Here is a 22,907-nt window from a genome sequence, read left to right on the forward strand (position 1 = left end):
CGGGTGTGCACTGCTGCGCGGGTGCGCGCTCGGCGGATGCGGCTGAGCGCGCGCTCACCCCACCCATGCTACTTGCGGGTAACCAATGTGCACACCCCCTCCGGGAGGAGCGGCGAAGGTCACACTCCGGCGACCTCGGCCGGTACGGGTTCCAGCGCGGGCCCGTCCGCCATGGCCGAGGCGATGGCGGACGAGGAGCGGTGTACGTCCGCCACGAACGCGCGGCGCCGGACGCCCAGCGCGCGCAGCGCCGGCCCGTGGTCGACGGAGACCAGGACGGCCGTGCCGCCGAGGAGCACCCGCCACCCGCTCGTCACGGCCCGCCGGACCGGCCGGGGGAGCCCCGCGAGCCCTTCGCGCAGCCGCCGGCAGTGGAAGGGGACGTGCCGTTCCTCGTCCGCCAGGATCCGGGCGGCGGTCTCGGTCGTCAGCGGGTCCGAGGTGCCGTCCCGCAGCGCGCGGTAGTACCGCAGGGCCACCACCTCGGCGATCATCAGGACGAGCAGCTCCTGCTTCAGCCCCATCAGCCGCCGCAGCCGGACGAACGCGGCGTCGCTCCAGTGCCCTTCGAGCGTCCGCGCCTCCCCGGCCGCCAGGAGCAGCGCCAGCATCCGCGCGTGGTTCTGCTCCTCGGCGACGAACAGCCGGACCGCCTCCGTGTAGCCGGCGTCGCCCGCGCGCTCCGCCTTGCCGATCAGCGCCGATCCGTCACCGTCCTCACCCACCTGGAACTTCTGGACGGACCGCACGACCGCCGGGGCGAGACGGGCGCCCCGCGTCCAGTCGGGGTCCCCCAGCGCCGCGCGGCGCTCCCGCTCGGCTCCGAAGTCCGCGATCCAGTCCCCGTACCCAGTTTTGATCATGTTCAGAACCTACTCATTGTTGAGCGTGTTCAAAAGGTTCCGGGTGTCATGAGCGCGTAACAAAGCCCCCGGCCGGTGGCCGGGGGCTTTCGGTGGCACGGATCGGACCGGATCAGACCGCGGTGCGGATCAGATCGTGTCGCTGGGCTGATCGGGTTCCGGCGCGTCGTCCGTCGCGGCCAGGGCCGTGACGAGCGCCGGGGTCACCTGCTCGATCTGCCACGGGCGGGCGCCGTGGCCCGCGAGGGCCTCCGCGACCGCGTCCGGGTCGAGAAGCGCCGGCGGCTCCCAGCACAGCCGGCGGACCGTGTCCGGGGAGATCAGGTTCTCCTGGGGCAGGTTCAGCCCCTCCGCGAGCGCCGAGACGGCGGTGCGGGCCGCTGACAGGCGGGCCGCGGCCTCGGGGTCCTTGTCCGCCCAGGAGCGCGGCGGCGGCGGACCGGCCAGGCTCGCACCCGGCTGCGGGAGCTCGCTCTCGGGCAGGGCCTTCGCCCTGTCCACGGCGGCCATCCACTGGTCCAGCTGGCGCCGGCCCATCCGCTGCCCGAACCCGGGCAGTACCGACAAGGCCTGCACGTTCGCGGGCAGGCCGAGGGCGGCCTCGATGATCGCGCCGTCGCCGAGCACCTTGCCCGGCGACACGTCACGGCGCTGCGCGATCCGGTCCCGGGACTCCCACAGCTCCCGTACGACCGCCATCTGCCGGCGCCGGCGCACCTTGTGCATGCCGGACGTACGCCGCCACGGGTCCTTGCGCGGCGGGGCGGGCGGAGCGGCGGCGATGGCGTCGAACTCCTGGTGGGCCCACTCCAGCTTGCCCTGCCGGTCCAGCTCCTTCTCCAGGGCGTCCCGCAGGTCCACGAGCAGCTCGACGTCCAGGGCGGCGTAGCGCAGCCACGGCTCCGGGAGCGGGCGGGTGGACCAGTCGACGGCGGAGTGGCCCTTCTCCAGTGCGTAGCCGAGCACGCCCTCGACCATCGCGCCTAGCCCCACCCGGGGGAAGCCGGCGAGGCGGCCGGCCAGCTCGGTGTCGAACAGGGAAGTGGGCACCATGCCTATTTCCCGCAGGCACGGCAGGTCCTGGGTGGCGGCGTGCAGGATCCACTCGGTGCCGGACAGGGCGTCGCCGAGGGCGGACAGGTCGGGGCAGCCCACCGGGTCGATCAGTGCGGAGCCGGCCCCCTCGCGGCGCAGCTGCACCAGGTAGGCGCGCTGTCCGTAGCGGTAGCCGGAGGCGCGCTCGGCGTCCACGGCGACGGGGCCGGTGCCCGCGGCGAAGGCCGCGACCACACGGGCGAGGGCCTCCGCGTCGGCGACGACCGGCGGGATTCCCTCGCGGGGTTCGAGCAGGGGGATCGGCGGCCCATCGGACGGAGCTCGTTCGTCCGGGGGGCCGCCCCCGGTGGTGGTGCGCACGTCTGCTGCGGTCTCTTGGGCGTCGGTCACCGGTCAAGGGTATCGGTGGATGTGACGCGCCCGTCGCCGGAACGTTCCGGCGACGGGCGCGGGGGTAAGAACGGACGGCTCCCCGGGTTCCCCCGGGGGCACCCCCAGCCACCGCTGGAGTTCGCCCGGGAGCCTCCGGGCGGGATCAGTGGATGATTCCGGTCCGCAGGGCGACGGCGACCATCCCGGCCCGGTCGCCGGTGCCCAGCTTGCGGGCGATCCGGGCGAGGTGGGACTTGACGGTCAGGGCGGACAGGCCCATCGATACGCCGATGGCCTTGTTGGACTGGCCCTCCGCGACGAGGCGCAGGACCTCGACCTCGCGGCCGGAGAGCTCTCGGTAGCCGCCCGGGTGGCTCGGGGCACCCGGGGGGCGGCGGTGCATGCGGGCGGCGGCAGCGCCGATGGGGGCGGCGCCGGGCCGGGTGGGGAGCCCGATGTTCGTCCGGGTACCGGTGACGACGTAGCCCTTCACTCCGCCCGCGAGGGCGTTGCGGACGGCGCCGATGTCATCGGCGGCGGACAGGGCCAGGCCGTTGGGCCAGCCGGCGGCGCGGGTCTCGGACAGCAGGGTGAGACCGGAACCGTCGGGAAGGTGTACGTCGGCCACGCAGATGTCGCGCGGGCTGGCGACGCGGGGGCGGGCCTCCGCGATGGACGAAGCCTCGATCACGTCACGAACTCCGAGGGCCCACAGATGGCGGGTCACGGTGGAACGCACGCGCGGGTCGGCCACGACGACCATGGCCGTCGGCTTGTTCGGGCGGTAGGCGACCAGGCTTGCGGGCTGCTCGAGAAGAACGGACACCTAGGCCTCCTGGGGGAGTGGCGGGACGGGCCGGCTCGGGGAAGGAAGCCGGTGCGAACCGTGCGGATGGTCACTGACTCCTTCGGCACGTCACCCGCCCGGCTTTAGGGAATGATCACGATTTGGTGAGTAACAATTCGGGCAATTCGGACGCACGATCGATCATCGGGTGATCAGAAGCCCACAACGGAAGCCCGGTTGCGACACTCGGTTCCGGGCTTCGAGCGGCCGTGCGAGGCCGCGTGCCGTTCCGCCCGCTCCGCGCGGGGCCCGCGCCGGCCCGGTCCGGGCGCCGGGCACGGGCCGGTACGCGGCCCTGCGCGGACCGCCGTACGGCCCCTCGGCTACGGGTGGTGCGGACCGCGCCGCTGTGGCAGGGAGACCACACCGGTGACCGTGTCCGTCGGACCCACCGGCGGCAGCCCCGCGATCTGGCACAGCAGCTCGCACCAGGCCGACAGGTGCGCCGAGGTGTCCGGCACCCCGCCCACCCCCTCGCGGGGCGTCCACGAGGCCCGGATCTCGATCTGGGTCGCCGGCCGCCGCTCCGAGAGCCCGCCGAAGTAGTGCGAGCTCGCCATCGTGACGGTGCCGCTCGGCTCCCCGTACGTCAGCCCGCGCGCGTCGAGCGCCCCGGTCAGCCAGGACCAGCACACCTCGGGGAGGAGCGGGTCGGCGGCCATCTCCGGTTCCAGCTCCGCCCGTACCAGCGTCACCAGGCGGAACGTTCCGTGCCAGGCGTCGTGCCCGGACGGATCATGGAGCAGGATGAGCCGGCCGTCCGCCAGATCGTCCTCGCCGTCGACGACCGTCGCTTCCAGCGCGTACGCGTACGGTGCCAGTCTCTGGGGCGGTTTCGTGGGTTCGATCTCGATCCCCGCACGCAGCCGCGCCTTCTTCAAGCCGTCGACCGCCCGCCGGAACGGGAGCGGGACGGAGCTCTCCTTCGCGCTGTCCGTACCGTCAGCGCCATCTGAAAATCGTCCCTGAGCCGCAGCCATGCGGGGAAGACTAGGCGGAACGAGCGCCCGTACGGCGCAGGGACACCCGCACCGGGCCGGGCACTTCTTCATACGTGCGAGGATTCGGGGCGTGAGTGCCAACGACCTTCCCCTCGCTCGAGGCTCCGCCCGAGCTGGGGAGACCCCGTCCACGGGCCAGCCGAGTCAGACGTACGATTCCGCCTTCATGAAGGCGTGCCGACGGGAGCCGGTGCCCCACACCCCGGTGTGGTTCATGCGGCAGGCGGGGCGCTCACTGCCGGAGTACCGCAAGCTGCGCGAGGGCACCCAGATGCTCGAGTCCTGCATGCGGCCCGACATGGTCACCGAGATCACGCTGCAGCCGGTACGCCGCCACAACGTGGACGCGGCGATCTTCTTCTCCGACATCGTGGTCCCGCTGAAGGCCATCGGCATCGACCTGGACATCAAGCCGGGCGTCGGCCCGGTCGTCGCCCGGCCGATCCGCCGCCGCGAGGACCTCGCACAGCTGCGCGACCTCACCCCGGAGGACGTCTCGTACGTCACCGAGGCGATCGGCATGCTCACGGGTGAACTGGGCTCCACCCCGCTGATCGGATTCGCGGGCGCGCCCTTCACCCTCGCGAGCTACCTCGTGGAGGGCGGCCCGTCCCGCAACCACGAGCACACCAAGGCCCTCATGTACGGGGACCCGCAGCTGTGGGCGGACCTGCTGGACCGCCTCGCGGAGATCACCTCGGCCTTCCTGAAGGTCCAGATCGAGGCGGGCGTCTCCGCCGTCCAGCTCTTCGACTCCTGGGTCGGCGCGCTCGCCCCGGCCGACTACCGCCGCTCCGTGATGCCGGCCTCGGCGAAGGTCTTCGAGTCCGTCGCGTCGTACGGCGTCCCGCGCATCCACTTCGGCGTGGGCACGGGCGAGCTGCTGGGCCTGATGGGCGAGGCCGGCGCGGACGTCATGGGCGTCGACTGGCGGATCCCGATGGACGAGGCCGTCCGCCGGATCGGCCCGGGCAAGGCGCTCCAGGGCAACCTGGACCCCGCCGTGCTCTTCTCCACCCCGGAGGCGGTCGAGGCCAAGACGGACGAGGTCCTCGCGGCGGCCGCCGGCCTGGAGGGCCACATCTTCAACCTCGGGCACGGCGTCCTCCCGACGACCGACCCGGATGCCCTGACCCGCCTGGTGGACCACGTCCACACCAGGACCGCCCGCTGAGCCGGACGGCACCGGAGACGACCCGGACGCCGGTACCGCGCCGTGCACGACACGGCACGGACCGGCGTCCCGCGCGTCCGGCCCGTCCCGCGGGTCCGGCGGCGGCGCCGCCGGACGGGATCCGCTACACCCCGGCCGCGCGCACCGCCGAGACGGCCTTGCGGGCCGCCACCAGGACCGGGTCCCAGACCGGGGAGAACGGCGGGGCGTAGCCCAGGTCCAGCGAGACCATCCGGTCCACCGTCATGCCCGCCGTGAGGGCGACCGCCGCGACGTCCACCCGCTTGGCCGCGCCCGCGCCGCCGACGATCTGCACGCCGAGGAGCCGGCCCGTGCGGCGCTCGGCCATCATCTTCACCGTCATCTCCGTCGCGCCCGGGTAGTAGCCCGCCGTGTTGGTGGAGGTGATCGTCGCGGTGACGAAGCGCAGGCCCACGTCCAGGGCGTCCTTCTCGCGCAGCCCCGTACGGGCGATCTCCAGGTCGCAGACCTTGCTCACCGCCGTGCCGACCACCCCGGGGAAGGTGGCGTAGCCGCCGCCCACGCCCGACCCGATGACCTGGCCGTGCTTGTTGGCGTGCGTGCCCAGCGGAATGTGCCGGGTGCGGCCCGAGACCAGGTCGAGGACCTCCACGCAGTCCCCGCCCGACCAGATGTTCCCGTGGCCGCGGACCCGCATCGACAGGTCCGTGAGCAGGCCGCCCGACAGTCCGAGAGGCAGCCCGGCCGCCCGGGCCAGGGCGGTGCGGGGCTCCACGCCGATGCCGAGCACGACCACGTCCGCCGGGTACTCGTCGCCGGCCGCCGTCGCCACCGCGCGGACCCGGTTCTCCCCGTCGGTCAGGATCTTCGTCACCTCGGCGCGGGAGACCGTGACGATGCCCATGCCGTTCATCGCGCGGTGCACCAGGCCGCCCATGTCCGGATCCAGGGTGGCCATCGGCTGCTCGCCCCGGTGCAGGACGGTGACCTCGTACCCGCGGCCGACCAGGGCCTCCGCCATCTCCACACCGATGTAGCCCGCGCCGACGACGACCGCGCGGCGGCCCTCCGTACGCTCCAGGGTCGTCATCAGCCGCTGGCCGTCGTCCAGGCTCTGCACGCCGTGGACCCCGTGGGCGCCGATGCCGGGCAGCCGCGGCCGGACCGGGCGGGCGCCGGTGGCCAGGACGAGCTGGTCGTAGCCCGTCCAGGACTCGGACCCCGATTCCAGATCGCGGGACCTGACCCGCTGTCCGGCCAGGTCCAGCTCCACGACCTCGGTCCGGGTGCGCAGGTCGATGCCGCGGGCCCGGTGCTCCTCGGGCGTACGGGCGATCAGGTCGTCCCGCTCCGCCACCTGACCGCCGATCCAGTACGGGATCCCGCACGCGGAGTACGAGGTGAAGTGCCCGCGTTCGAAGGCGGTGATCTCCAGCTCCGCCGGGCCCTTGAGCCGCCGCGCCTGCGACGCCGCGGACATCCCCGCCGCGTCGCCGCCGACCACCACCAGTCGTTCCGCCGTCATCGCCCGTACCGTCCTTCCGTCACCCGTCACCGTCGTCCGGGGGAACACGCTACGGGCGAAGGCGTGTTCCCCCCCACCCGGCCGGTCTCAGGCCTGTCCGTCCGCCCCGCTCCCGGTGCCGCTCCCGGTGCCGCTCCCGGTGGGGGAGTCGGCGGGGGACGAAGCCCTCGCGCGGGACGGAGCGGCACCGGGGGCGCCGGCCGGCGGCGCGGGCGTGCCCAAGGGCCCGGGGGCACCCTGCGCGGGGACCCGCGCGGCGGCGGACGCCGGGCGCGGCTTCGCGGGCCGCAGCCCGCGGTAGACCCGGAACGCCAGCGCCAGCAGCGCCGCCGCGACCGCGAACGGCAGCACCGCGCCGATCGCGAGGACCAGGTACCGCACCAGGGTGGAGAAGACGTCCCAGCCGCCGCGCAGCGCGTCGGCGAAGCCCGCCTCGTCCTCCTCCTTCTTCTCCGCGATCTTCGGGGCCGGTTCGGACACGGAGAGGGTGATCGTGCCCAGCGCGGTCCGTTCCTTCAGCGCGCCCTGCTGGGCGAGCAGCGACTCCAGGTCGGACTGGCGCCGGCTCAGCTCGCCCTCCAGCATGACCACGTCGCTCAGCGCCGAGGCCCGGTCCATCATCTCGCGCACCCGGACCACGCTGGCCTGCTGCGACTTGACCCGGCTGTCGACGTCCGCGACCTTCTCGCCCACGTCCTGTGTCTCGACCTTGCGGTTCAGCAGCTTCCCGCCGCCCTCCAGCGAGCCGATCACGGCGTCGAAGCGCTCGCCCGGCACCCGCAGCGTCACCGTCGAGGTGATCAGGCCGTCCTTGCCGCGCCCCGTGGACTCGTTGCCCACGTACCCGCCCGACCGCTCCGCCTCCGTGCGGGCCGCCGCGAGGGCCTTCTGCGGCTCCGCCGTCTCGATGGCCAGCGTCGCCGTGCGGATCACGTGGGCGCGGACCGGGGCGGGCTGCGGCTGGGCCTTGGCGTCCGCCGCCGAGGGCGCGGCGGTCCCGGCACCCGGCTTGGCCGCGGCCGCCCCGCCCTCCTGCGCCGCGCCGTCCTGCGGACCGGCCGCCGGGGCCCGGTCGGCGGCGGCCGGCCGCGCGGCGGACTTGTCCTCGGCGGAGCCGGCCCCGCAGCCGGTGAGCGCGAGCGCCCCGGCCAGGGAGAGAGCGGCCAGAGCGGCTGCGGAGCGGTGTCCGCGCACGAAATGCATGATGGTGAACCCCCGTGGATCGGCTGGTGTTGCCGGTTCGACGTCCAGAGTCCCGGCGCGGGTTTCACTTCCGCGGTTCCGGGCCGGTCCCGATGCGGTCACGGTCCGGCCTCGGTGATCGGTCTGAGACGATGTGTCCATGCACGAAGCGGACATGCGTACGGACCGGCCGGGCGGCCCCGGGGCCCCGGCCGGCTCCCCGGGCCACGTCGTCGTGGTCGGCGGCGGCATCGCGGGCCTCGCGGCGGCCCACCGACTGCTCGCCGACGGCGTACGCGTCACCCTGCTGGAGGCCGGACCGCGGCTCGGCGGCAAGCTGCGCTCCGGCGAGCTCGCCGGCCTGCCCGTCGACCTCGGCGCCGAGTCCGTGCTCGCCCGCCGCCCCGAAGCCCTCGAACTCGCCCGCGCCGTCGGCCTCGGCGAAGCCCTCCAGGCGCCCGCCACCGCCACCGCCTACCTGTGGACCCGCGGCGAGCTGCGGCCGATGCCGCGCGGGCACGTCATGGGCGTCCCCGGCGACCTGGGCCCCCTCGCCGCGTCCGGGGTGCTCTCCCCGGAGGGCCTGGCCCGGATCGGGGCCGAGCACGAGCAGCCGCCCACCGAGATCGGCGAGGACGTGGCCGTCGGCGCGTACGTCGCCGCCCGGCTCGGCCGCGAGGTCGTCGACCGGCTCGTGGAACCCCTGCTCGGCGGGGTCTACGCGGGCGACGCCTACCGCATCTCCATGCGCGCGGCCGTTCCCCAGCTCTTCGAGGCCGCCCGTACGCACGCCCTGCTGGGCGACGGCGTACGGGAACTCCAGCGCCGGGCGGCGCAGCAGCCCCAGGCGGCCGGGCCCGTCTTCGCCGGCATCGACGGCGGCATCGGCCGGCTCCCGCTCGCCGTGGCCGACGCCTGCCGCGCGGCCGGGGCGCGGATCCTCCTCGACACCCCCGTGAGCGAGTTGACCCGCACCCCCGGGGGCTGGCGGGTGCTGGCCGGTACGGAGGCCATCGAGGCCGACGGCGTGATCCTGGCCACCCCGGCCGGAGCCGCCGCGCGACTGCTCGACGGGAATGTCCCGGCGGCCGCCGCCGAGCTGCGCTCCGTCGAGTACGCCTCGATGGCCCTGGTCACGATGGCCTTCCGCCGCTCCGAGCTGCCGGCCTCCGTCACCGGTGGCGGCGCCAGCGGCTTCCTGGTCCCGCCCGTGGACGGCCGCACCATCAAGGCCTCCACCTTCTCCAGCAACAAGTGGGCCTGGGCCGGGACCGACCCCGAACTCTTCCTGCTGCGCACCTCCGTGGGCCGCCACGGCGACGAGGCGGACCTGGCCCGCGACGACGCGGACCTGGTCGGCGTCTCGCTCGCCGACCTCGGCGCGGCCGTGGGCCTCGCGGCCCGCCCGGTCGCCTCCACCGTCACCCGCTGGGACGGCGGCCTGCCCCAGTACCCCGTCGGCCACCTCGCCCGCGTCGCCCGGATCCGCGGTGCCGTCGCGGCCCTGCCCGGCCTCGCGGTGTGCGGGGCGCTCTACGACGGGGTGGGCATTGCGGCGTGCGTCGCCAGTGCGCACAGGGCCGCCGACGCGGTGACCACCGCGATCGGCACCCCTGGCACCGACCACTGATCAGCACACGGGACAATGGACACATGACTGCACCAGAGAAGATTCCCAACGCGGGGAAGAAGGCGAAGGACCTCAACGAGGTCATCCGCTACACCCTGTGGTCCGTCTTCAAGCTGAAGGACGTACTCCCGGAGGACCGCGCCGGCTACGCCGACGAGGTCCAGGATCTCTTCGACCAGCTGGGCGCCAAGGACATCACCGTCCGTGGCACCTACGACGTGTCCGGCCTGCGCGCCGACGCCGACGTCATGATCTGGTGGCACGCCGAGACGGCGGACGAACTCCAGGGCGCCTACAACCTGTTCCGCCGCACCAAGCTGGGCCGCGCGCTGGAGCCGGTGTGGTCGAATATGGCCCTGCACCGCCCGGCCGAGTTCAACAAGTCGCACATCCCGGCCTTCCTGGCCGACGAGGACGCGCGCGACTACATCAGCGTCTACCCCTTCGTCCGCAGTTACGACTGGTACCTGCTGCCCGACGAGGACCGCCGCCGCATGCTCGCCGACCACGGCAAGATGGCCCGCGGCTACCCGGACGTGCGCGCCAACACCGTCGCCTCCTTCTCGCTCGGCGACTACGAGTGGATGCTGGCCTTCGAGGCCGACGAGCTGTACCGCATCGTCGACCTCATGCGTCACCTGCGCGCCTCCGAGGCCCGCATGCACGTCCGTGAAGAGGTGCCCTTCTACACCGGGCGCCGCAAGTCCGTCGCCGATCTGGTCGCCGGGCTCGCCTGATACCTCCCCTGGGGGGAAGGACCGGCGTGCGCCCCTGACTGAGGCGCTGCCGGTGGATCGGGAGGCACAGCCCCCGAATCGACGCAGCCGGAGACCCCGCCCGGAAGTTCAGACGGCAGGCGGCAGCAGTGCCCCGCGGGCACCCGCTGCACGGCCGTCCAGCGACACCGGTGCGGGCTCCGGATGCGGTCCACACGTGACACGCCATCCTGCGGTGTCACCTGTCAGCAGGTACCGCTCCACGTGACGGTCCACGCAGTCGTTGCGTCCGCCGACCACTCCGTGGTGGCCCGAGCCCCGCTCCGTGACCAGCGCCGCCTCCGCGCCCAGGCGCCGCTGGAGCTCCAGCGCCCCCCGGTAGGGGGTGGCCCCGTCCCGCTCGGCGGCGACGACGAGCGTGCGCGGCAGCCCCGGGCGCGGGGCCCCCACGTCGACGGGCCGCTGCCGGTCCCGTACGGGCCAGGAGGCGCACGGCAGGTTCAGGAAGGCGTTGGCCCAGGTCTCGAACGGGGCCGTACGCGCCAGCTCGGTGTTGTCGCGGTCCCAGACCGCCCAGTTCGCGGGCCACGGCGCGTCGTTGCAGAGCACCGCCGTGTAGACGGCCGTCGCGTTCTCCGCCGCCGCCGCGCCCGCCTCCGAGGGGTCCGGGGCGGCCTGCGCGGTCAGCGGGCCCGGGTCGCCGCGCAGGTAGGCCGCCAGGGCCGCCGCGCGGTCCGGCCACACGTCGTCGTAGTACGCGGCCCGCAGGTACGCGGCCTGGAGTTCACCGGTTCCGACGACGCCGCCCGCGGGCGTACGGGCCACCGCGGCGCGGACGCGCTCGTAGCTCGCCCGGACGGCCTCCGGGGTGGCGCCGAGGCCGTAGACGTCGTGGTGGCGGGCCGCCCAGGCGCGGAAGTCGTGCCAGCGGCGCTCGAAGGCGGGCGCCTGGCCGAGGTTGTTGCGGTACCAGACGCGGGCCGGGTCCGGATCGACGGCCGAGTCGAAGACCATGCGGCGGACGTGCCCCGGGTAGCGGGTGGCGTAGACGGCTCCGAGGTAGGTGCCGTACGAGGACCCGAGGAACGTCAGCTTCGGCTCGCCGAGCGCGGCGCGCAGCACGTGCAGGTCGCGGACGTTGTTCGCGGTCGTGTAGTGCGCGAGGGCGGCTCCCGCCCGCTCGGCGCAGCCCCGGGCGTACGCCCGCGCGGCGGCGAGGCGCTCCGCCTTGTACGCGGCGGAGGGCCGGACGGGGACCTGGGTGGGGCCCCCGGCCCCGGCGGCGGGGTCCCGGCACGACAGCGGGGCGGAGCGGCCGACGCCGCGCGGGGCGTAGCCGACGAGGTCGTACGCGGCGGCGATCCGCCGCCACTGCGGCAGTTCGGCCAGGAGCGGGAAGTACATGCCGGAGCCGCCCGGACCGCCGGGGTTGTGGACGAGGGCCCCCTGCCGGGCGGCGCCGCCGGAGCCGGTGGCGGCGACCCGGCTGACGGTGAGGGAGATCCGCGGGCCGTCGGGGCGGGCGTAGTCGAGCGGGACCCGCACGACGGCGCACCGGACGGGGCCCGGCAGCTCCTCGGCGACGGGGCAGGGCCGGAACGCGAGGCCCGCCGCGGCCCCGGCGGCGCGGCGGGCCACGAGATCGGCTCCGCGGTCCTCCGCCGCCGCCCGCCCGCCGGGTGGAGCGGGCGCAGGGCGGGCGGCGGGGGCGAGCGGGGCTGCCGGGGATGCCGGGGCGGCGCACAGGAGGAGGGAGAGCGCCGCCGCGACGGCTCCCAGGGAGGCGGGCGTCGTCCGCACGGCGGCCCCTTCGCATAGTCCGATGGGCCGATCAGATGCCCGGACCGCGCTCCTGTAAAGGACCGGCGGCGGGTGTCGGACTCCATGGTCCCGTTGCCGCGCGATCCGCCCCCGGTTGCCGTACCCGCGGCCCGTCGTGACGGACAGTCAGGAACTGCTGGAGCAGCTGGATCCGGAGGAACTGCCGCAACTGGAACCTGAGCTGCTGGAAGAACCGGAACCGGAGCCGCTCGAACAGCTGGAACCGCTGCTGCCGCAACTGCCGCCGCTTCCGCCGCCGCTGCCGCCCGAGGAACCGCAGCCGGAGCCCGAGGAGCAGCCCGCGCCGCCGCCGGAGCAGCCGCCCGATCCGCCGCCGCCGGAGCAGCCGCCCGATCCGCCGCCGCCCCCTCCGCCGCTCCCGGCGCACCAGAGCACCGGCAGGACGTCGGCGGACGACCCGTGGTCGGGGAAGCGGTGGCCGGTGCGGCGGCCGCGCACCTGGGCCGCTGCCAGCCGGGTGCCGCGCGCCGCGGGCACCAGCTGCTGCCGCAGGAACGGGTCCCGCAGACCCCGCAGCCCGAACAGCGCGGTCCGCACGTGGGGGGTTGGGTCGTTCGCGTACGAGCGGCGCAACTCGCGCAGCGTCCGCCCGCCCGCCGGGGTCAGCCGGCTCCGGGCTCGGCCGGCGGCGATCCGGGCCGCGACGATCCCGCCGAACAGCGCGGGCACCACCTTCACGGCGAACGGCACCGCCGGGCCGGACCCCAGGGCGTACGCGAGGAAGGTCAGCGGCAGCGACACCGGGATCAGCACCACGCAGACCACGGTCTGGACCAGCGCCCAGCGCCGCCAGGTCCGGCCGGAGCCGGGCGGGGACAGCAGCCCGCGGGCGGCCAGCGCGTCACCGGTCTCCTGCACGGCGGGGTCGAGCATGGCGGCGTACCGGACCTGGTAGAGCCATCCCGAGGCGGCGCCTTGGTGCGCCTGGAGCACGGCGCGCTCGGCGGTGTCGGCGGCCCGCGCCCCGGGCCGTACGTGGACGATGCCCGGGCCGCCGACCACCAGCCGGCCGTCCACGAGGAGGGAGACGAGCGCGGTGTCCACCACGCCGCCCGGCCCGCCCGACAGGAACGCGGCCTCGGACAGGTCGTGGAGGCCGGAACCCGGTCCGGGGGCCGGGGGCCGGGAGCGGCGCAGGCCGAGGAAGAGCAAGACGGTGGAGGCGCTCACGCCGAGCCAGACCGCCAGGGCGAGGAGGTTCATGCGGCTCTCCCCACCAGGGCGCGGGCCCAGCGCACGACGCGGCGCGGCGGTCGTACCCCGGCCCGGTCCCGCCACCAGGCGGTGAGCCGGCGGCGGGCGGCCGGGTCCGCGGGCAGGTCCCGGATGAGGAGGTGCTCGGCGAAGTCCAGGGCGTCCCGGCGGTACCCGCCGGTCATGGGGCGGCCCCCGGCGTACGCGGAGAACGCCTCGCGGTACGGTCCGTCGCCGCCGAGGATCCCGGGCAGCTCGGGGGCCAGCCTGGCCACCACCCCGGCCCGCTTGGCGGTCAGCGCGCGGGCCTGCACGCGGACGCGCTGCCGGTCGAACCCCTCGGGCACGGGCGTCGCGGCCACCAGCGCCGACAGCAGGGCCGCCTGCCGGAGCCCGACGCGCGTCCGGGCGGCCTCGCCGGCCTCGCCGGCCTCGCCGACCGGGGCGGGCACGGGACCGTGGCCCGCGGCGGCGGCCCCGGACACGTGCACCTGCCCGGCCACGGATCCGGCCACGGATCCGGCCACGGTCGCGGTCGTGAGCGCCGCCGTCGGGGCGGTCGGCACCGGAACCGGCGCGGCCGACCGGGCGGCCGCCGGCGCGAAGGGCGCCCGTCCGCGCGACGGCGCGGAGTCCGGGCCGGAGGCCGTCAGCACCGTGCGGATCGCGGTCAGTTCCCCGGCCAGCTCCGCCTCCGGCGGGAAGTCGTCGTCCCGTTCCAGCAGGACGCCCGGCGGATCCACCCGGGAGCGCAGCGCGGCCAGCAGGTCCAGCACCACCGGCGGCACCGGGTGCGCGTGCGTGTCGTGCCAGACACCGCCGCGCTCCACCCCGCCCGCGACGTGCACGTACGCCAGCGCCTCCAGCGGGATCGAGTCCAGTACGGCCGCCGGGTCCTCGCCCCGGTTGACCCGGTTCGTGTGCAGGTTGGCGACGTCGACGAGCAGCCGGACACCGGTCCGCCGGACCAGTTCCGACAGGAACCGGCCCTCCGTCATCTCCTCGTCCGGCCAGGAGATCAGCGCCGCGATGTTCTCCAGCGCCAGCGGCACGGGCAGCGCGTCCTGCGCGATCCGTACGTTCTCGCACAGCACGTCCAGCGCGTCCCGGGTGCGCGGCACCGGCAGCAGGTGGCCGGCCTCCAGCGCGGGCGAGGAGGTGCGTACGTACGCGATGTGCTCGGTGACCAGCGGCGCCCCCAGCGCCACCGCCCGCTCGGCGAGCGCCGCCAGCTTCTCCGGGTCGGGGCGGTCCGCGCCGCCCAGCCCCAGGGAGACCCCGTGCGGTACGACGCGCACGCCGCGCTCGCGCAGCCGCACCAGCGCGTCGGGCAGGTGGCCCGGGCAGATGTTCTCGGCCACGACCTCGACCCAGTCCAGGCCGGGCAGGCGCTCGACGGCGTCCGAGATCTCCGGCCGCCAGCCGATGCCGACCCCCAGATGTGCCATGGGCTCCATGTTCCCCCGCCCCTCTCATCGAACCTTGTGCCGGTGTCATCGCCCCGGCAGGGTCACGCCAATCGCGTAGGGGGACGTTCAGAGCAACATTTGAGGTTCCGCGGGGGCGCGGGGAAACCTCAGAGGCGGGCCCGCAGCGCCGGATGGTCCGCGACCACCGTGCACGAGCCGGGCGCGATCTCCGTGAAGCCCGCGTCCCGGACCACCGGCAGCCCGCTCCCGCTCAGCTCCGCCCACCGCTCGCGCGGCGGGGTCCGTACGGCCAGCCGGAAGCCGGACTCCCGCCAGGCGGCCCGCTCCGGCCCGGCCAGCTCCCACCAGGCGAGCTGCGCCGCGTGCCCGGCCTGCGCCATGGCCTTGCCGGCCGACATGTCCAGGCCCGGGTTGAGCCACAGCACGGGCAGGTCCGCGCCGACGGGGGCCCCGACGGGACCGGGGTCGTCCAGGTCGGTGCCCGAGACCTGGAGCTTGGCCAGTTCCTTGGGCCAGCCGTCGAGGGGCACCGGCGGGAAGACCCGTACCTCGGCCGCCTCGCCGCGCACGGTGACGCCGGGCAGGGTCCCGGCCTTGCGCCACTCGGCGCCGCGCGCGCGCCGGACCACCTTGCGGATGCGGGCGTCCTGCCAGTCCCGGACCGCTTCGGCCCACTCGCCCTCGCCGTGCGCCCGCTCGTCCGTCAGCAGGACGAGCACCGCGCGGGCCGCGGTCTCCAGGGCGTCCGTGCGGGCGGGCGGCTCGGCCTTCTCGATCCGTACGACCAGCGGCAGGACGAACTGCGGGGCCTCGTCGCTGACGGCGTGCTCCTGGCGGAAGGGACTGTCCGCCCCGACGGGGGGTACGTCCGTGGTGTCGTGCGCGGGCTGGCTGCTCATCCTGCCAAGGATGCCAGCCTCCGCCTTGAGGATGACGCCCAGGGTGCCCGCGCCGGGCGAGGATCGAAGCCATGAAGAGTGACCTGTTCGCATCCGAGAACCTGGCCCGCCCCGCCACCGCCCCGGGCATGACCCTGCAGAACGCCAAGTCGGTGAAGTACGCCGTCGACGGCGAGATGCTCGCGCGCCAGGGCTCGATGGTCGCCTTCCGGGGCAGCCTCCAGTTCGAACGCAAGGGACAGGGCATCGGCGGCATGCTCAAGCGCGCCGTCACCGGCGAGGGCCTCGCGCTGATGACCGTGCGCGGGCAGGGCGAGGTCTGGTTCGCCCACCAGGGCGGCAACTGCTTCATCGTCGACTTCGAGCCGGGCGACGCCCTGACCGTCAACGGCCGCAACGTGCTGTGCTTCGACCCCACCCTGTCCTACGAGATCAAGATGGTGAAGGGCGCGGGCATGGCCGGCGGCGGCCTCTTCAACAGCCTCTTCACCGGCACCGGCAAGCTCGCCGTCGTCTGCGACGGCGCCCCGATCGTCATCCCGGTCACCGCGCAGGCCCCGGTCTACGTGGACACCGACGCGGTCGTCGGCTGGAGCGCGGGACTGGAGACCGGCCTGCACCGCTCCCAGTCGGCCGGCTCGATGATCCGCGGCGGCTCCGGCGAGGCCGTCCAGCTGATGCTGCGGGGCGAGGGCTTCGTCATGGTCCGCCCCAGCGAAGTCACCGAGCGGACCGGGGCGCACTGACCCCCGGGGCTCCCGCCCCGGCCCGTCCCGGGTACGGGTCACCGTGATCAGCGAGAGCGCGGAGCCGTGCGTGCTGCGGGGCTTCCGACGGTGGCCCTCGCGGGCCAGGGCTCGCCGGACCGGAACAAGCCCCTCACCGTGGTCCGCCAGGGCGAGGCGCGGCCCGTGCAACTGGCCGCGGGCGCACGGGCCACGACCCAGCTCACCTTCACCCCGGTCCTCGGCGAGGCGGACGGGTACTGCGCCTCCGGCGCCGAGCCCACCGTCGCCCCCTCGATCGTGCTGGGCGTCGGCGGCGGAGCCCTCCAGCTGGCACCGGCCGACGGCGGCGACTTCGCCCTGTGCGGCGGCAGCGTCCGCGCCACCGCGTTCCGGTGACGGTGACGGTGACGGTGACGGTGACGGTGACGGCCGGGGCCGGGTGCCGGCCGGGCCGGAAGGCCGGCCCGCCGTGCGGCGGCCCGGCTGAGTAGGCTCGTACACATGGAGCAGCAGGAAGAGACCCCGTCGGAGCAGGGGGAGGGCACCCCGTCGTACTGCCCCGCGCCGGCCGCGCCCGCCGGGCGGGTGGCCGGGCCGCCGTACGCCGACTGCTTGGAGTGCGGCAAGCCCACCGAGTACGGGGTCGCGACCCCGGGCGTGGTGCTCTGCCCGGTGTGCGAGTGGCAGGACGCGCAGCGCACCGCATGCTCCGGCTGAGCCCCGCCGCCCGCTTCCGGGCCGTCTACGTGCCGATCAGCTCGGACACCTTCACGAAGCGGTAGCCCCGCTTGCGCAGCTCCGGGACGATCTTCCGAACGGCCTCCTCGGTCACCGGGGCGGCGCTGCGCGTGCAGTGCATGACCACCACCGAGCCCGGCTTGACCCCGGCGAGCACCTGCTCGGCCACGGCGTCCGGGTCCTTCGCGAACGCGTCGCCGCTGACCACGTCCCACTGGACGGCCGTGATCCCGGCGGTGGACAGGGACCGCAGGGACCGGTCGTCGTAGCAGCCGCCGGGGAAGCGGAAGTACGGGACGGTGTTGACCGCGCCCGCCGTGCGGAAGGCGGCGAAGGCCCGGTCCACGTCGGCCCGGGCGGCCGCGGCGTCGAGCACGGGCAGCCCGTAGCACGGGGCCGTGAAGGCGTGGTGGCTGTAGGAGTGGTTCGCGATCTCGAAGTTCGGGTCGGTGCCGATGGACTTCGCCTGGTCCGGGTACTCCTCGGCCCAGCGGCCCGTCATGAACACCGTGGAGGGCACCTTGAGCGTGCGCAGCGCCGAGATCAGCGCCGGGTTGTCGAAGTGCTCCCCGTCCGCGGCCCGCGGCCCCTGGTCGGAGGTCATGTCGGCGTCGAAGGTCAGCGCGACGGTCTTGTCGGCCTGCTGGCGCGCCCGTTCGAAGACCGGGGTCAGGCCGTTCGGGCCGGGCGCCATGGTCGGGGGCTTGCCGGGCGGGCCGGCCTGCGGGGCGGACGGACCGGGGGCGGCGGACGCCCTCCCGGACGGGGAGGCGGTGGCGGAGGCCGTCGCCGCCGGGGTGCCCATGCGGGCTTCACGCCCGGCGTCCGACGTGCCGGTGCCGCCCCCGCAACCCGCGAGGGCGGCACCGAGCGCGGCTACGGCTGCCGCTTTGCGCACAGAAATAGTCACGCAGGCAAAATATATGACTATGTGGCAATCAGACGTGCACGGCACTCCTCCACGTCGAATTCACCCTTCGGGTACTGCGGACCGATGGCCTCGAGGTGCTCCAGCAGCAGCGTGCTGATCGCCCAGTTGCGGTACCACTTGCGGTCCGAGGGGACGACGAACCAGGGCGCGGCGTCGGTGGAGCACCGCTCCAGGGCCTTCTCGTAGGCCTCCTGGTACGCGGGCCACACGCCGCGCTCGTCGATGTCGCCCTGGCTGAACTTCCAGTGCTTGTCCGGATCGTCGAGCCGCTCGAGGAGCCGCTTGCGCTGCTCCTCGTAGCCGATGTGGAGGAAGACCTTCACGATGGTCACGCCGTCGTCGGCGAGGGCCTCCTCGAACCGGTTGATCTGCCCGTAACGGCGGCCGATCACGCTGCGGGGCACCAGCTCGCGGACGCGGGCGATGAGGACGTCCTCGTAGTGGGAGCGGTCGAAGATGCCGATCTCACCCGGCTGGGGGAGGGCCTGCGTGACGCGCCACAGGAAGGGGTGGCTGTGCTCCTCGGGCGTGGGCGCCTTGAAGGCCCGGATGCGGCAGCCGGACGGGTTGAACTGGCCGATGACATGCTTGACGGTGCCGCCCTTGCCGCTGGTGTCCATGCCCTGGAGGACGAGCAGGACGCGGTGCCGGCTCCCGGCGGTGCTGGCCGCGTAGAGCCGCTCCTGGAGCGAACCGAGCCGCTCCGCGAGGGCGGCGGTGGCCGCGACCCCGGCCGCCTTGCCGGTGGGTCCGGCGGGGGTGGCGCGGGGGTCGAAGCGGCGCAGGTCCACGCGCTCGCCCGCCGGCACCCGCAACACGTCCCGCAGCGCCGGACCGTCCCCGGCCCCGGGCCACTCCTGGCGTTCCCGGCCCCCGGCCTCCGGCCCGGTCCCGCGGTGGTCCGCTCCGGGCCGCTCGACGGCTTCGGCCGTGGCGGTGGCCTTGGCCTTGACCGTGACCTTGGTCGTGCTCTTGGCCGCCTTGGATCCCTTGGATCCCTCGCCTTTCTCGGCCTTCTTGGCCTTGCCCTTGCCCTTGCCCTTGGCGTCGGGCCGGGGCCCGTCGTCGTCCTTCGGGCGGGCCGGAGCCTTGACCGTGCCAGTGGCCTTCTCGGCCTCGGCCTCGGCCTTGGTCTTTGCCCTGGCCTTGCTCTTGGCCTTGGGCCCGGTTCCGACGTCGGCTTTCGGGTGGTCCGGGGTCGTGGCCCCGTCCCCGGCCTTCTTGGTCCCCTTGGTCCCCTTGGTCCCCTTGGCCGGTCCGGCCGGTTTGGCCTTCGGGTCGGGTGAGCCCTTCGTGTCCCCGCCCCGGTCCGCCGGTTCGCGGGTGTCCGGGGACTCGGGGCCGCCCGGTTCGGGTTGCCGCTTCAGCTGATCCGTGTGCTTCCTCGCCACGCCACCTACCCCAATCGCGTCGATTCCGTTCGATCTTCCACCCGATCGAACGGAAACGCGATGCGGCCGGTGTCAGCGCCAGGGCCCCGTCACCGCGAACGTCGTCCCCGGGGCGTAGGCGTTCACGTACATCGTCCGGCCGTCGGGGGAGAAGGTGACCCCGGCGAACTCACCCCACTCCGGCGCCCCCGGCTGCCCCACGTCCTGCGCGTTGCGCGCCACCGGGTAGACCTCGCCGCCCACCGTCACGCCGAAGACGTACTGCGCCCCGCCGCCGTCCTCGCACACCATCAGGCCGCCGTCCGGCGCCAGGCAGATGTTGTCGGGGGAGTGCCCGGGCAGGGCCGTGTCCGAGGCCGGGCCGAAGAGGACGTCCAGCCGGAGCCGGCCGCGCCGCGGGTCGTAGAACCACACCTGGCCGTGGTGGTCGGCGGCCGATCCCTCGCGGCTGCGGGCGTAGCTGGAGACGAAGTGCACCCCGCTGTCACCCCAGTAGCAGCCCTCCAGCTTCTGCGCGTGCGTGACCCCGCCGGGCCCGAAGTCCTGGAGGCGGATCGGCGTCGTGGCCGCCCCCGGGTCCGGTACGGGCACCCACCGTGCCGGGAACTCCGCCCCGGGCCGGTCCACCACCGACAGGTCGGCCACCCCCGGTACGCGCAGGACCTCCAGGGTGCCGCCCGCCCGCAGGGAGCCGGGGCCGCCGAGGGGCCGTTCGGGCAGGAAGCGGTAGAACAGCCCGAACGGCTCGACGAAGGCGTCCTCGGTCTCGTAGACGACGCCGCTGTACGGGTCCACGGCGACGGCCTCGTGTGCGAACCGGCCCATCGCGGTGAGCGGGACGGCCCCTGAGCGGTGCGGATCGGCGGGGTCGACCTCGAAGACGTAGCCGTGGTCCAGGGTGTAGCCGGAGGTGCCGGCGCGGTCCTCGGTCTCCTCGCAGCTCAGCCAGGTGTTCCAGGGGGTCCGCCCGCCCGCGCAGTTGACGGCCGTACCGGCGAGGGCGACCCGCTCACCGACGACCCCGCCGGCCCCGTCGAGCTCCAGGACCGTGCAGCCGCCCAGCGCCTGCGGGTCGTACGTCAGTCCCGCGACGGCGGGGACGCGCAGGGCGGCGGTGGTGCGGTTCTCGTGGTTGCGGACCAGCCGGACCCGGTTGGCGCCACCGCCGTCGCCACCGGGCCGGTCGCCGTCACCGGACCCGCCGCCTGCGGCGAAGGCGGCCATGCCGTCGCAGTTGGCCGGGACGGTGCCCTCGCCGGAGCGCAGGGGGTCGCCCGCGCGGGAGAGCACCCGGTAGGAGAACCCGCCGGGCAGGTCGAGCAGCCCGCGCGGATCGGGCAGCAGCGGTCCGTAGCCCCGGGTGGTGGCCCGGGCGGCCCCGGCGCGACCGGTGAACAGGGCGCCGAGCGCCCCGGTGAAGGCGATCCCGCCGGCGGCGAGCAGGCTGCGTCGGGTGACGGACATCGGCAACTCCGGGCGGCGGTACTGGAGATGTGGACGGCCCGTGCTACCACGCCGGCCCGCCCGCCGGGGGCCGACGCGAGCGCTCCCCGGCCGGGTGTCACACCACCGGGTCCCCGGGTTCCACCGCCCGGCGCCGCACCGGCCCGGCGGGCGCACCCGCTAGGGGCGAGCCCGCCGGAGCACCCGCGGTCCGGTCCGCGCGGCGGCCGGTCCGCACCGGGCGGCCGATCAGCCCCGGCCTACAGCCCGTACCGGTCCAACGGACCGGGACGCCGAACGCCCAGGACGCCGAACGCCCGCGACGCCGAACGCCCGGCCGCCCACGACCGGACGGGCCGGCGGTTCGGGCCCGCTCCGGCCGTCAGAGCAGTTCGGCGGAGAGCGTGATCGTTGTGCCGGTCAGGGCCTGGCTGACGGGGCAGTTCTTCTTGGCGTCCTCGGCGGCGGCGGCGAAGCCCTCCGCGTCCAGGCCGGGGACCTCGGCGCGCACGGTCAGGTGGATGCCGGTGATGCCCTCGCCGGGCTGGAAGGTGACGTCGGCCTTCGTCTCCAGGCGGGTGGGCGGCGTGCCCGCGCCGTCCAGGCTGTGGGAGAGCGCCATGGAGTAGCAGCTGGAGTGGGCGGCGGCGATCAGCTCTTCGGGGCTGGTCTTGCCGTTGGCCTCCTCGGCGCGCGAGGGCCAGGAGACGTCGTACGAGCCGAGACCCGAGGAGTCGAGGGTGACGACACCCGAGCCCTTGAGGAGGTTGCCTTCCCAGACGGTGTGCGCGTGACGCGTGGTGGCCATGGTGGATCCCTTCGCAGAAGTCGAAACGGCCGGGCCGCGAACGGACCCGACCGTGCCAAACCTACTGGGACACCAGGGGCTTCGCGTCGCGTGCGAGCGCGGTGAGCCGCGAGATCGCCCGGAAGTACTTCTTGCGGTAGCCGCCGTTCAGCATCTCGTCGCTGAACAGGCGGTCGAAGGGGACGCCCGAGGCCAGGACCGGGATCTCCCGGTCGTACAGCCGGTCGGCGAGCACCACCAGCCGCAGCGCCGTCGACTGGTCGGGCACCGGGCCGACCTCGGTGAGGCAGACCGCCGAGAGCCCGTCCGTCAGCGCGCCGTAGCGGCTCGGGTGGACCCGGGCCAGGTGCTCCAGCAGGGCCGGGAAGTCGTCCAGGCTCGCGCCCGGGGTCGCGTACGCGGCCTTGGTGACCTGCTCCTCGGAGAACGGGGCCGGGGCCTCCGGGAGGCCCCGGTGGCGGTAGTCCTGGCCGTCGATCCGCAGCGGCCGGAAGTGCGCCGACAGCCCCTGGATCTCCCGCAGGAAGTCGGCGGCCGCGAACCGGCCCTCGCCGAGCTTGCCGGGCAGCGTGTTGGAGGTGGCGGCCAGTGCCACGCCCTGCTCGACCAGGCGGCTGAGCAGGGAGGACACCAGGACGGTGTCGCCCGGGTCGTCGAGTTCGAACTCGTCGATGCACAGCAGCCGGTGCCCGCCCAGGGTCCGCACGGTCTGCTGGAAGCCGAGCGCGCCGACCAGGTTGGTGAGCTCCACGAAGGTGCCGAAGGCCTTGAGCGCCGGTTCGGCCGGGGTGGCGTGCCACAGGGAGGCGAGCAGGTGGGTCTTGCCGACGCCGTAGCCGCCGTCGAGGTAGACCCCGCGCGGGCCCGTGGGCGCGGCGGGCTTCTTCGCGAACCAGCGCCGCTTGCCGGAGCCCGTCGCGTGCGCGCCCCCCAGGCCGGCGGCGAAGCCGCTCAGCACGCCGACGGCCTCGGTCTGGCTGGGCTGGGCCGGGTCCGGGTCGTAGGTGTCGAAGCGCACCGAGTCGAATCGCGGCGGCGGCACCATCTCGGCCACCAGCCGTTCGGCGGGCACCCGGGGCTCGCGGGCGCACAGCGCCTGCGGGCCGGCGTCGGCTATGGGAGGCCGGTCGGCGGGCCGCCCGGCTGCTGAACCGG

Annotated in this window: 21 protein-coding genes; 6 read left to right on the forward strand and 15 right to left on the reverse strand. The window is 74.8% G+C overall.

Annotated elements, in window-relative coordinates:
* Positions 1-119: 119 nt before the first annotated feature.
* From OTB16_RS11805 to OTB16_RS11820, 4 genes are all read right to left on the reverse strand, one after another.
* Entirely contained in the window at positions 120-863 is a 744-nt protein-coding gene (locus OTB16_RS11805; RefSeq protein ID WP_267720056.1) for a ferritin-like domain-containing protein, read from the reverse strand.
* A 129-nt stretch (positions 864-992) separates the two neighbouring features.
* Positions 993-2,309: a ribonuclease D gene (locus OTB16_RS11810; RefSeq protein WP_267720057.1), complete on the reverse strand. Its 1,317-nt coding sequence runs from the start codon at positions 2,307-2,309 to the stop codon at positions 993-995.
* A gap of 145 nt (positions 2,310-2,454) precedes the next feature.
* On the reverse strand, positions 2,455-3,117 hold the full coding sequence (locus OTB16_RS11815; RefSeq protein WP_267720058.1) for a response regulator transcription factor: 663 nt from the start codon (positions 3,115-3,117) through the stop codon (positions 2,455-2,457).
* Between the two features lie 344 nt (positions 3,118-3,461).
* Positions 3,462-4,118, reverse strand: coding sequence for a DUF3000 domain-containing protein (locus tag OTB16_RS11820; RefSeq protein ID WP_267720059.1), 657 nt, complete (start codon positions 4,116-4,118; stop codon positions 3,462-3,464).
* A gap of 91 nt (positions 4,119-4,209) precedes the next feature.
* On the opposite strand from OTB16_RS11820, the gene hemE reads away from it, so the two are divergent.
* A complete protein-coding gene (gene hemE, locus OTB16_RS11825) occupies positions 4,210-5,313 on the forward strand; it encodes a uroporphyrinogen decarboxylase (RefSeq protein WP_383906408.1) in 1,104 nt (367 codons plus the stop codon).
* Positions 5,314-5,437: 124 nt separating this feature from the next.
* Here the strand turns inward: hemE and OTB16_RS11830 are convergent, their stop codons facing one another.
* Positions 5,438-6,820, reverse strand: a complete 1,383-nt coding sequence (locus OTB16_RS11830) for an FAD-dependent oxidoreductase (protein ID WP_267720061.1) — start codon at positions 6,818-6,820, stop codon at positions 5,438-5,440.
* Positions 6,821-6,907: 87 nt separating this feature from the next.
* The gene (locus OTB16_RS11835) at positions 6,908-8,023 is read right to left on the reverse strand and encodes a DUF4349 domain-containing protein (RefSeq protein WP_420717678.1); all 1,116 of its coding nucleotides are present in this window, start codon (positions 8,021-8,023) and stop codon (positions 6,908-6,910) included.
* A 154-nt stretch (positions 8,024-8,177) separates the two neighbouring features.
* Here OTB16_RS11835 and hemG point away from each other — a divergent pair, with 154 nt between their 5' ends.
* Both hemG and hemQ read left to right on the forward strand, forming a co-directional pair.
* Positions 8,178-9,632 (forward strand): protoporphyrinogen oxidase, encoded by a 1,455-nt coding sequence (gene hemG, locus OTB16_RS11840; protein WP_267720253.1) that lies wholly within the window; start codon positions 8,178-8,180, stop codon positions 9,630-9,632.
* Between the two features lie 23 nt (positions 9,633-9,655).
* A complete protein-coding gene (gene hemQ / locus OTB16_RS11845; protein WP_267720064.1) occupies positions 9,656-10,369 on the forward strand; it encodes a hydrogen peroxide-dependent heme synthase in 714 nt (237 codons plus the stop codon).
* 108 nt (positions 10,370-10,477) lie between these two features.
* On the opposite strand, the gene OTB16_RS11850 is transcribed toward hemQ, so the two are convergent.
* The 4 genes from OTB16_RS11850 to OTB16_RS11865 form a co-directional block, all read right to left on the reverse strand.
* A complete protein-coding gene (locus OTB16_RS11850) occupies positions 10,478-12,148 on the reverse strand; it encodes an alpha/beta fold hydrolase (protein WP_267720065.1) in 1,671 nt (556 codons plus the stop codon).
* 147 nt (positions 12,149-12,295) lie between these two features.
* Positions 12,296-13,393 (reverse strand): TIGR04222 domain-containing membrane protein, encoded by a 1,098-nt coding sequence (locus OTB16_RS11855; RefSeq protein WP_267720066.1) that lies wholly within the window; start codon positions 13,391-13,393, stop codon positions 12,296-12,298.
* The gene (locus OTB16_RS11860) at positions 13,390-14,841 is read right to left on the reverse strand and encodes an MbnB/TglH/ChrH family RiPP precursor modification enzyme (protein ID WP_267720067.1); all 1,452 of its coding nucleotides are present in this window, start codon (positions 14,839-14,841) and stop codon (positions 13,390-13,392) included. The genes OTB16_RS11855 and OTB16_RS11860 overlap by 4 nt, the downstream gene beginning before the upstream one ends.
* A gap of 119 nt (positions 14,842-14,960) precedes the next feature.
* A complete protein-coding gene (locus OTB16_RS11865; RefSeq protein WP_267720068.1) occupies positions 14,961-15,713 on the reverse strand; it encodes an aminoacyl-tRNA hydrolase in 753 nt (250 codons plus the stop codon).
* 71 nt (positions 15,714-15,784) lie between these two features.
* Between OTB16_RS11865 and OTB16_RS11870 the strand changes: the two genes are divergently transcribed.
* The 3 genes from OTB16_RS11870 (at position 15,785) to OTB16_RS11880 (ending at position 17,158) form a co-directional block, all read left to right on the forward strand.
* Positions 15,785-16,459 (forward strand): AIM24 family protein, encoded by a 675-nt coding sequence (locus OTB16_RS11870; protein ID WP_267720069.1) that lies wholly within the window; start codon positions 15,785-15,787, stop codon positions 16,457-16,459.
* Between the two features lie 66 nt (positions 16,460-16,525).
* Positions 16,526-16,837 carry a hypothetical protein gene (locus tag OTB16_RS11875; RefSeq protein WP_267720070.1) on the forward strand — a complete coding sequence of 104 codons (312 nt, stop codon included), beginning with the start codon at positions 16,526-16,528 and terminating at the stop codon, positions 16,835-16,837.
* 105 nt (positions 16,838-16,942) lie between these two features.
* Positions 16,943-17,158 (forward strand): hypothetical protein, encoded by a 216-nt coding sequence (locus tag OTB16_RS11880; RefSeq protein WP_267720071.1) that lies wholly within the window; start codon positions 16,943-16,945, stop codon positions 17,156-17,158.
* Between the two features lie 25 nt (positions 17,159-17,183).
* On the opposite strand, the gene OTB16_RS11885 is transcribed toward OTB16_RS11880, so the two are convergent.
* From OTB16_RS11885 to zapE, 5 genes are all read right to left on the reverse strand, one after another.
* Positions 17,184-18,089 (reverse strand): polysaccharide deacetylase family protein, encoded by a 906-nt coding sequence (locus OTB16_RS11885; RefSeq protein ID WP_267720072.1) that lies wholly within the window; start codon positions 18,087-18,089, stop codon positions 17,184-17,186.
* A 17-nt stretch (positions 18,090-18,106) separates the two neighbouring features.
* Positions 18,107-18,937 carry a PPK2 family polyphosphate kinase gene (locus OTB16_RS11890; protein WP_267720254.1) on the reverse strand — a complete coding sequence of 277 codons (831 nt, stop codon included), beginning with the start codon at positions 18,935-18,937 and terminating at the stop codon, positions 18,107-18,109.
* Positions 18,938-19,573: 636 nt separating this feature from the next.
* A complete protein-coding gene (locus OTB16_RS11895; RefSeq protein WP_267720073.1) occupies positions 19,574-20,965 on the reverse strand; it encodes an alkaline phosphatase PhoX in 1,392 nt (463 codons plus the stop codon).
* A 361-nt stretch (positions 20,966-21,326) separates the two neighbouring features.
* Complete coding sequence (locus OTB16_RS11900) at positions 21,327-21,752, reverse strand: OsmC family protein (protein ID WP_267720074.1); 426 nt, start codon at positions 21,750-21,752, stop codon at positions 21,327-21,329.
* A 61-nt stretch (positions 21,753-21,813) separates the two neighbouring features.
* Positions 21,814-22,869 (reverse strand): cell division protein ZapE, encoded by a 1,056-nt coding sequence (zapE, locus tag OTB16_RS11905; RefSeq protein WP_420717681.1) that lies wholly within the window; start codon positions 22,867-22,869, stop codon positions 21,814-21,816.
* Between the last annotated feature and the right edge of the window lie 38 nt (positions 22,870-22,907).

This window comes from Streptomyces antarcticus (assembly GCF_026627255.1).
GTDB lineage: Bacteria > Actinomycetota > Actinomycetes > Streptomycetales > Streptomycetaceae > Streptomyces > Streptomyces antarcticus.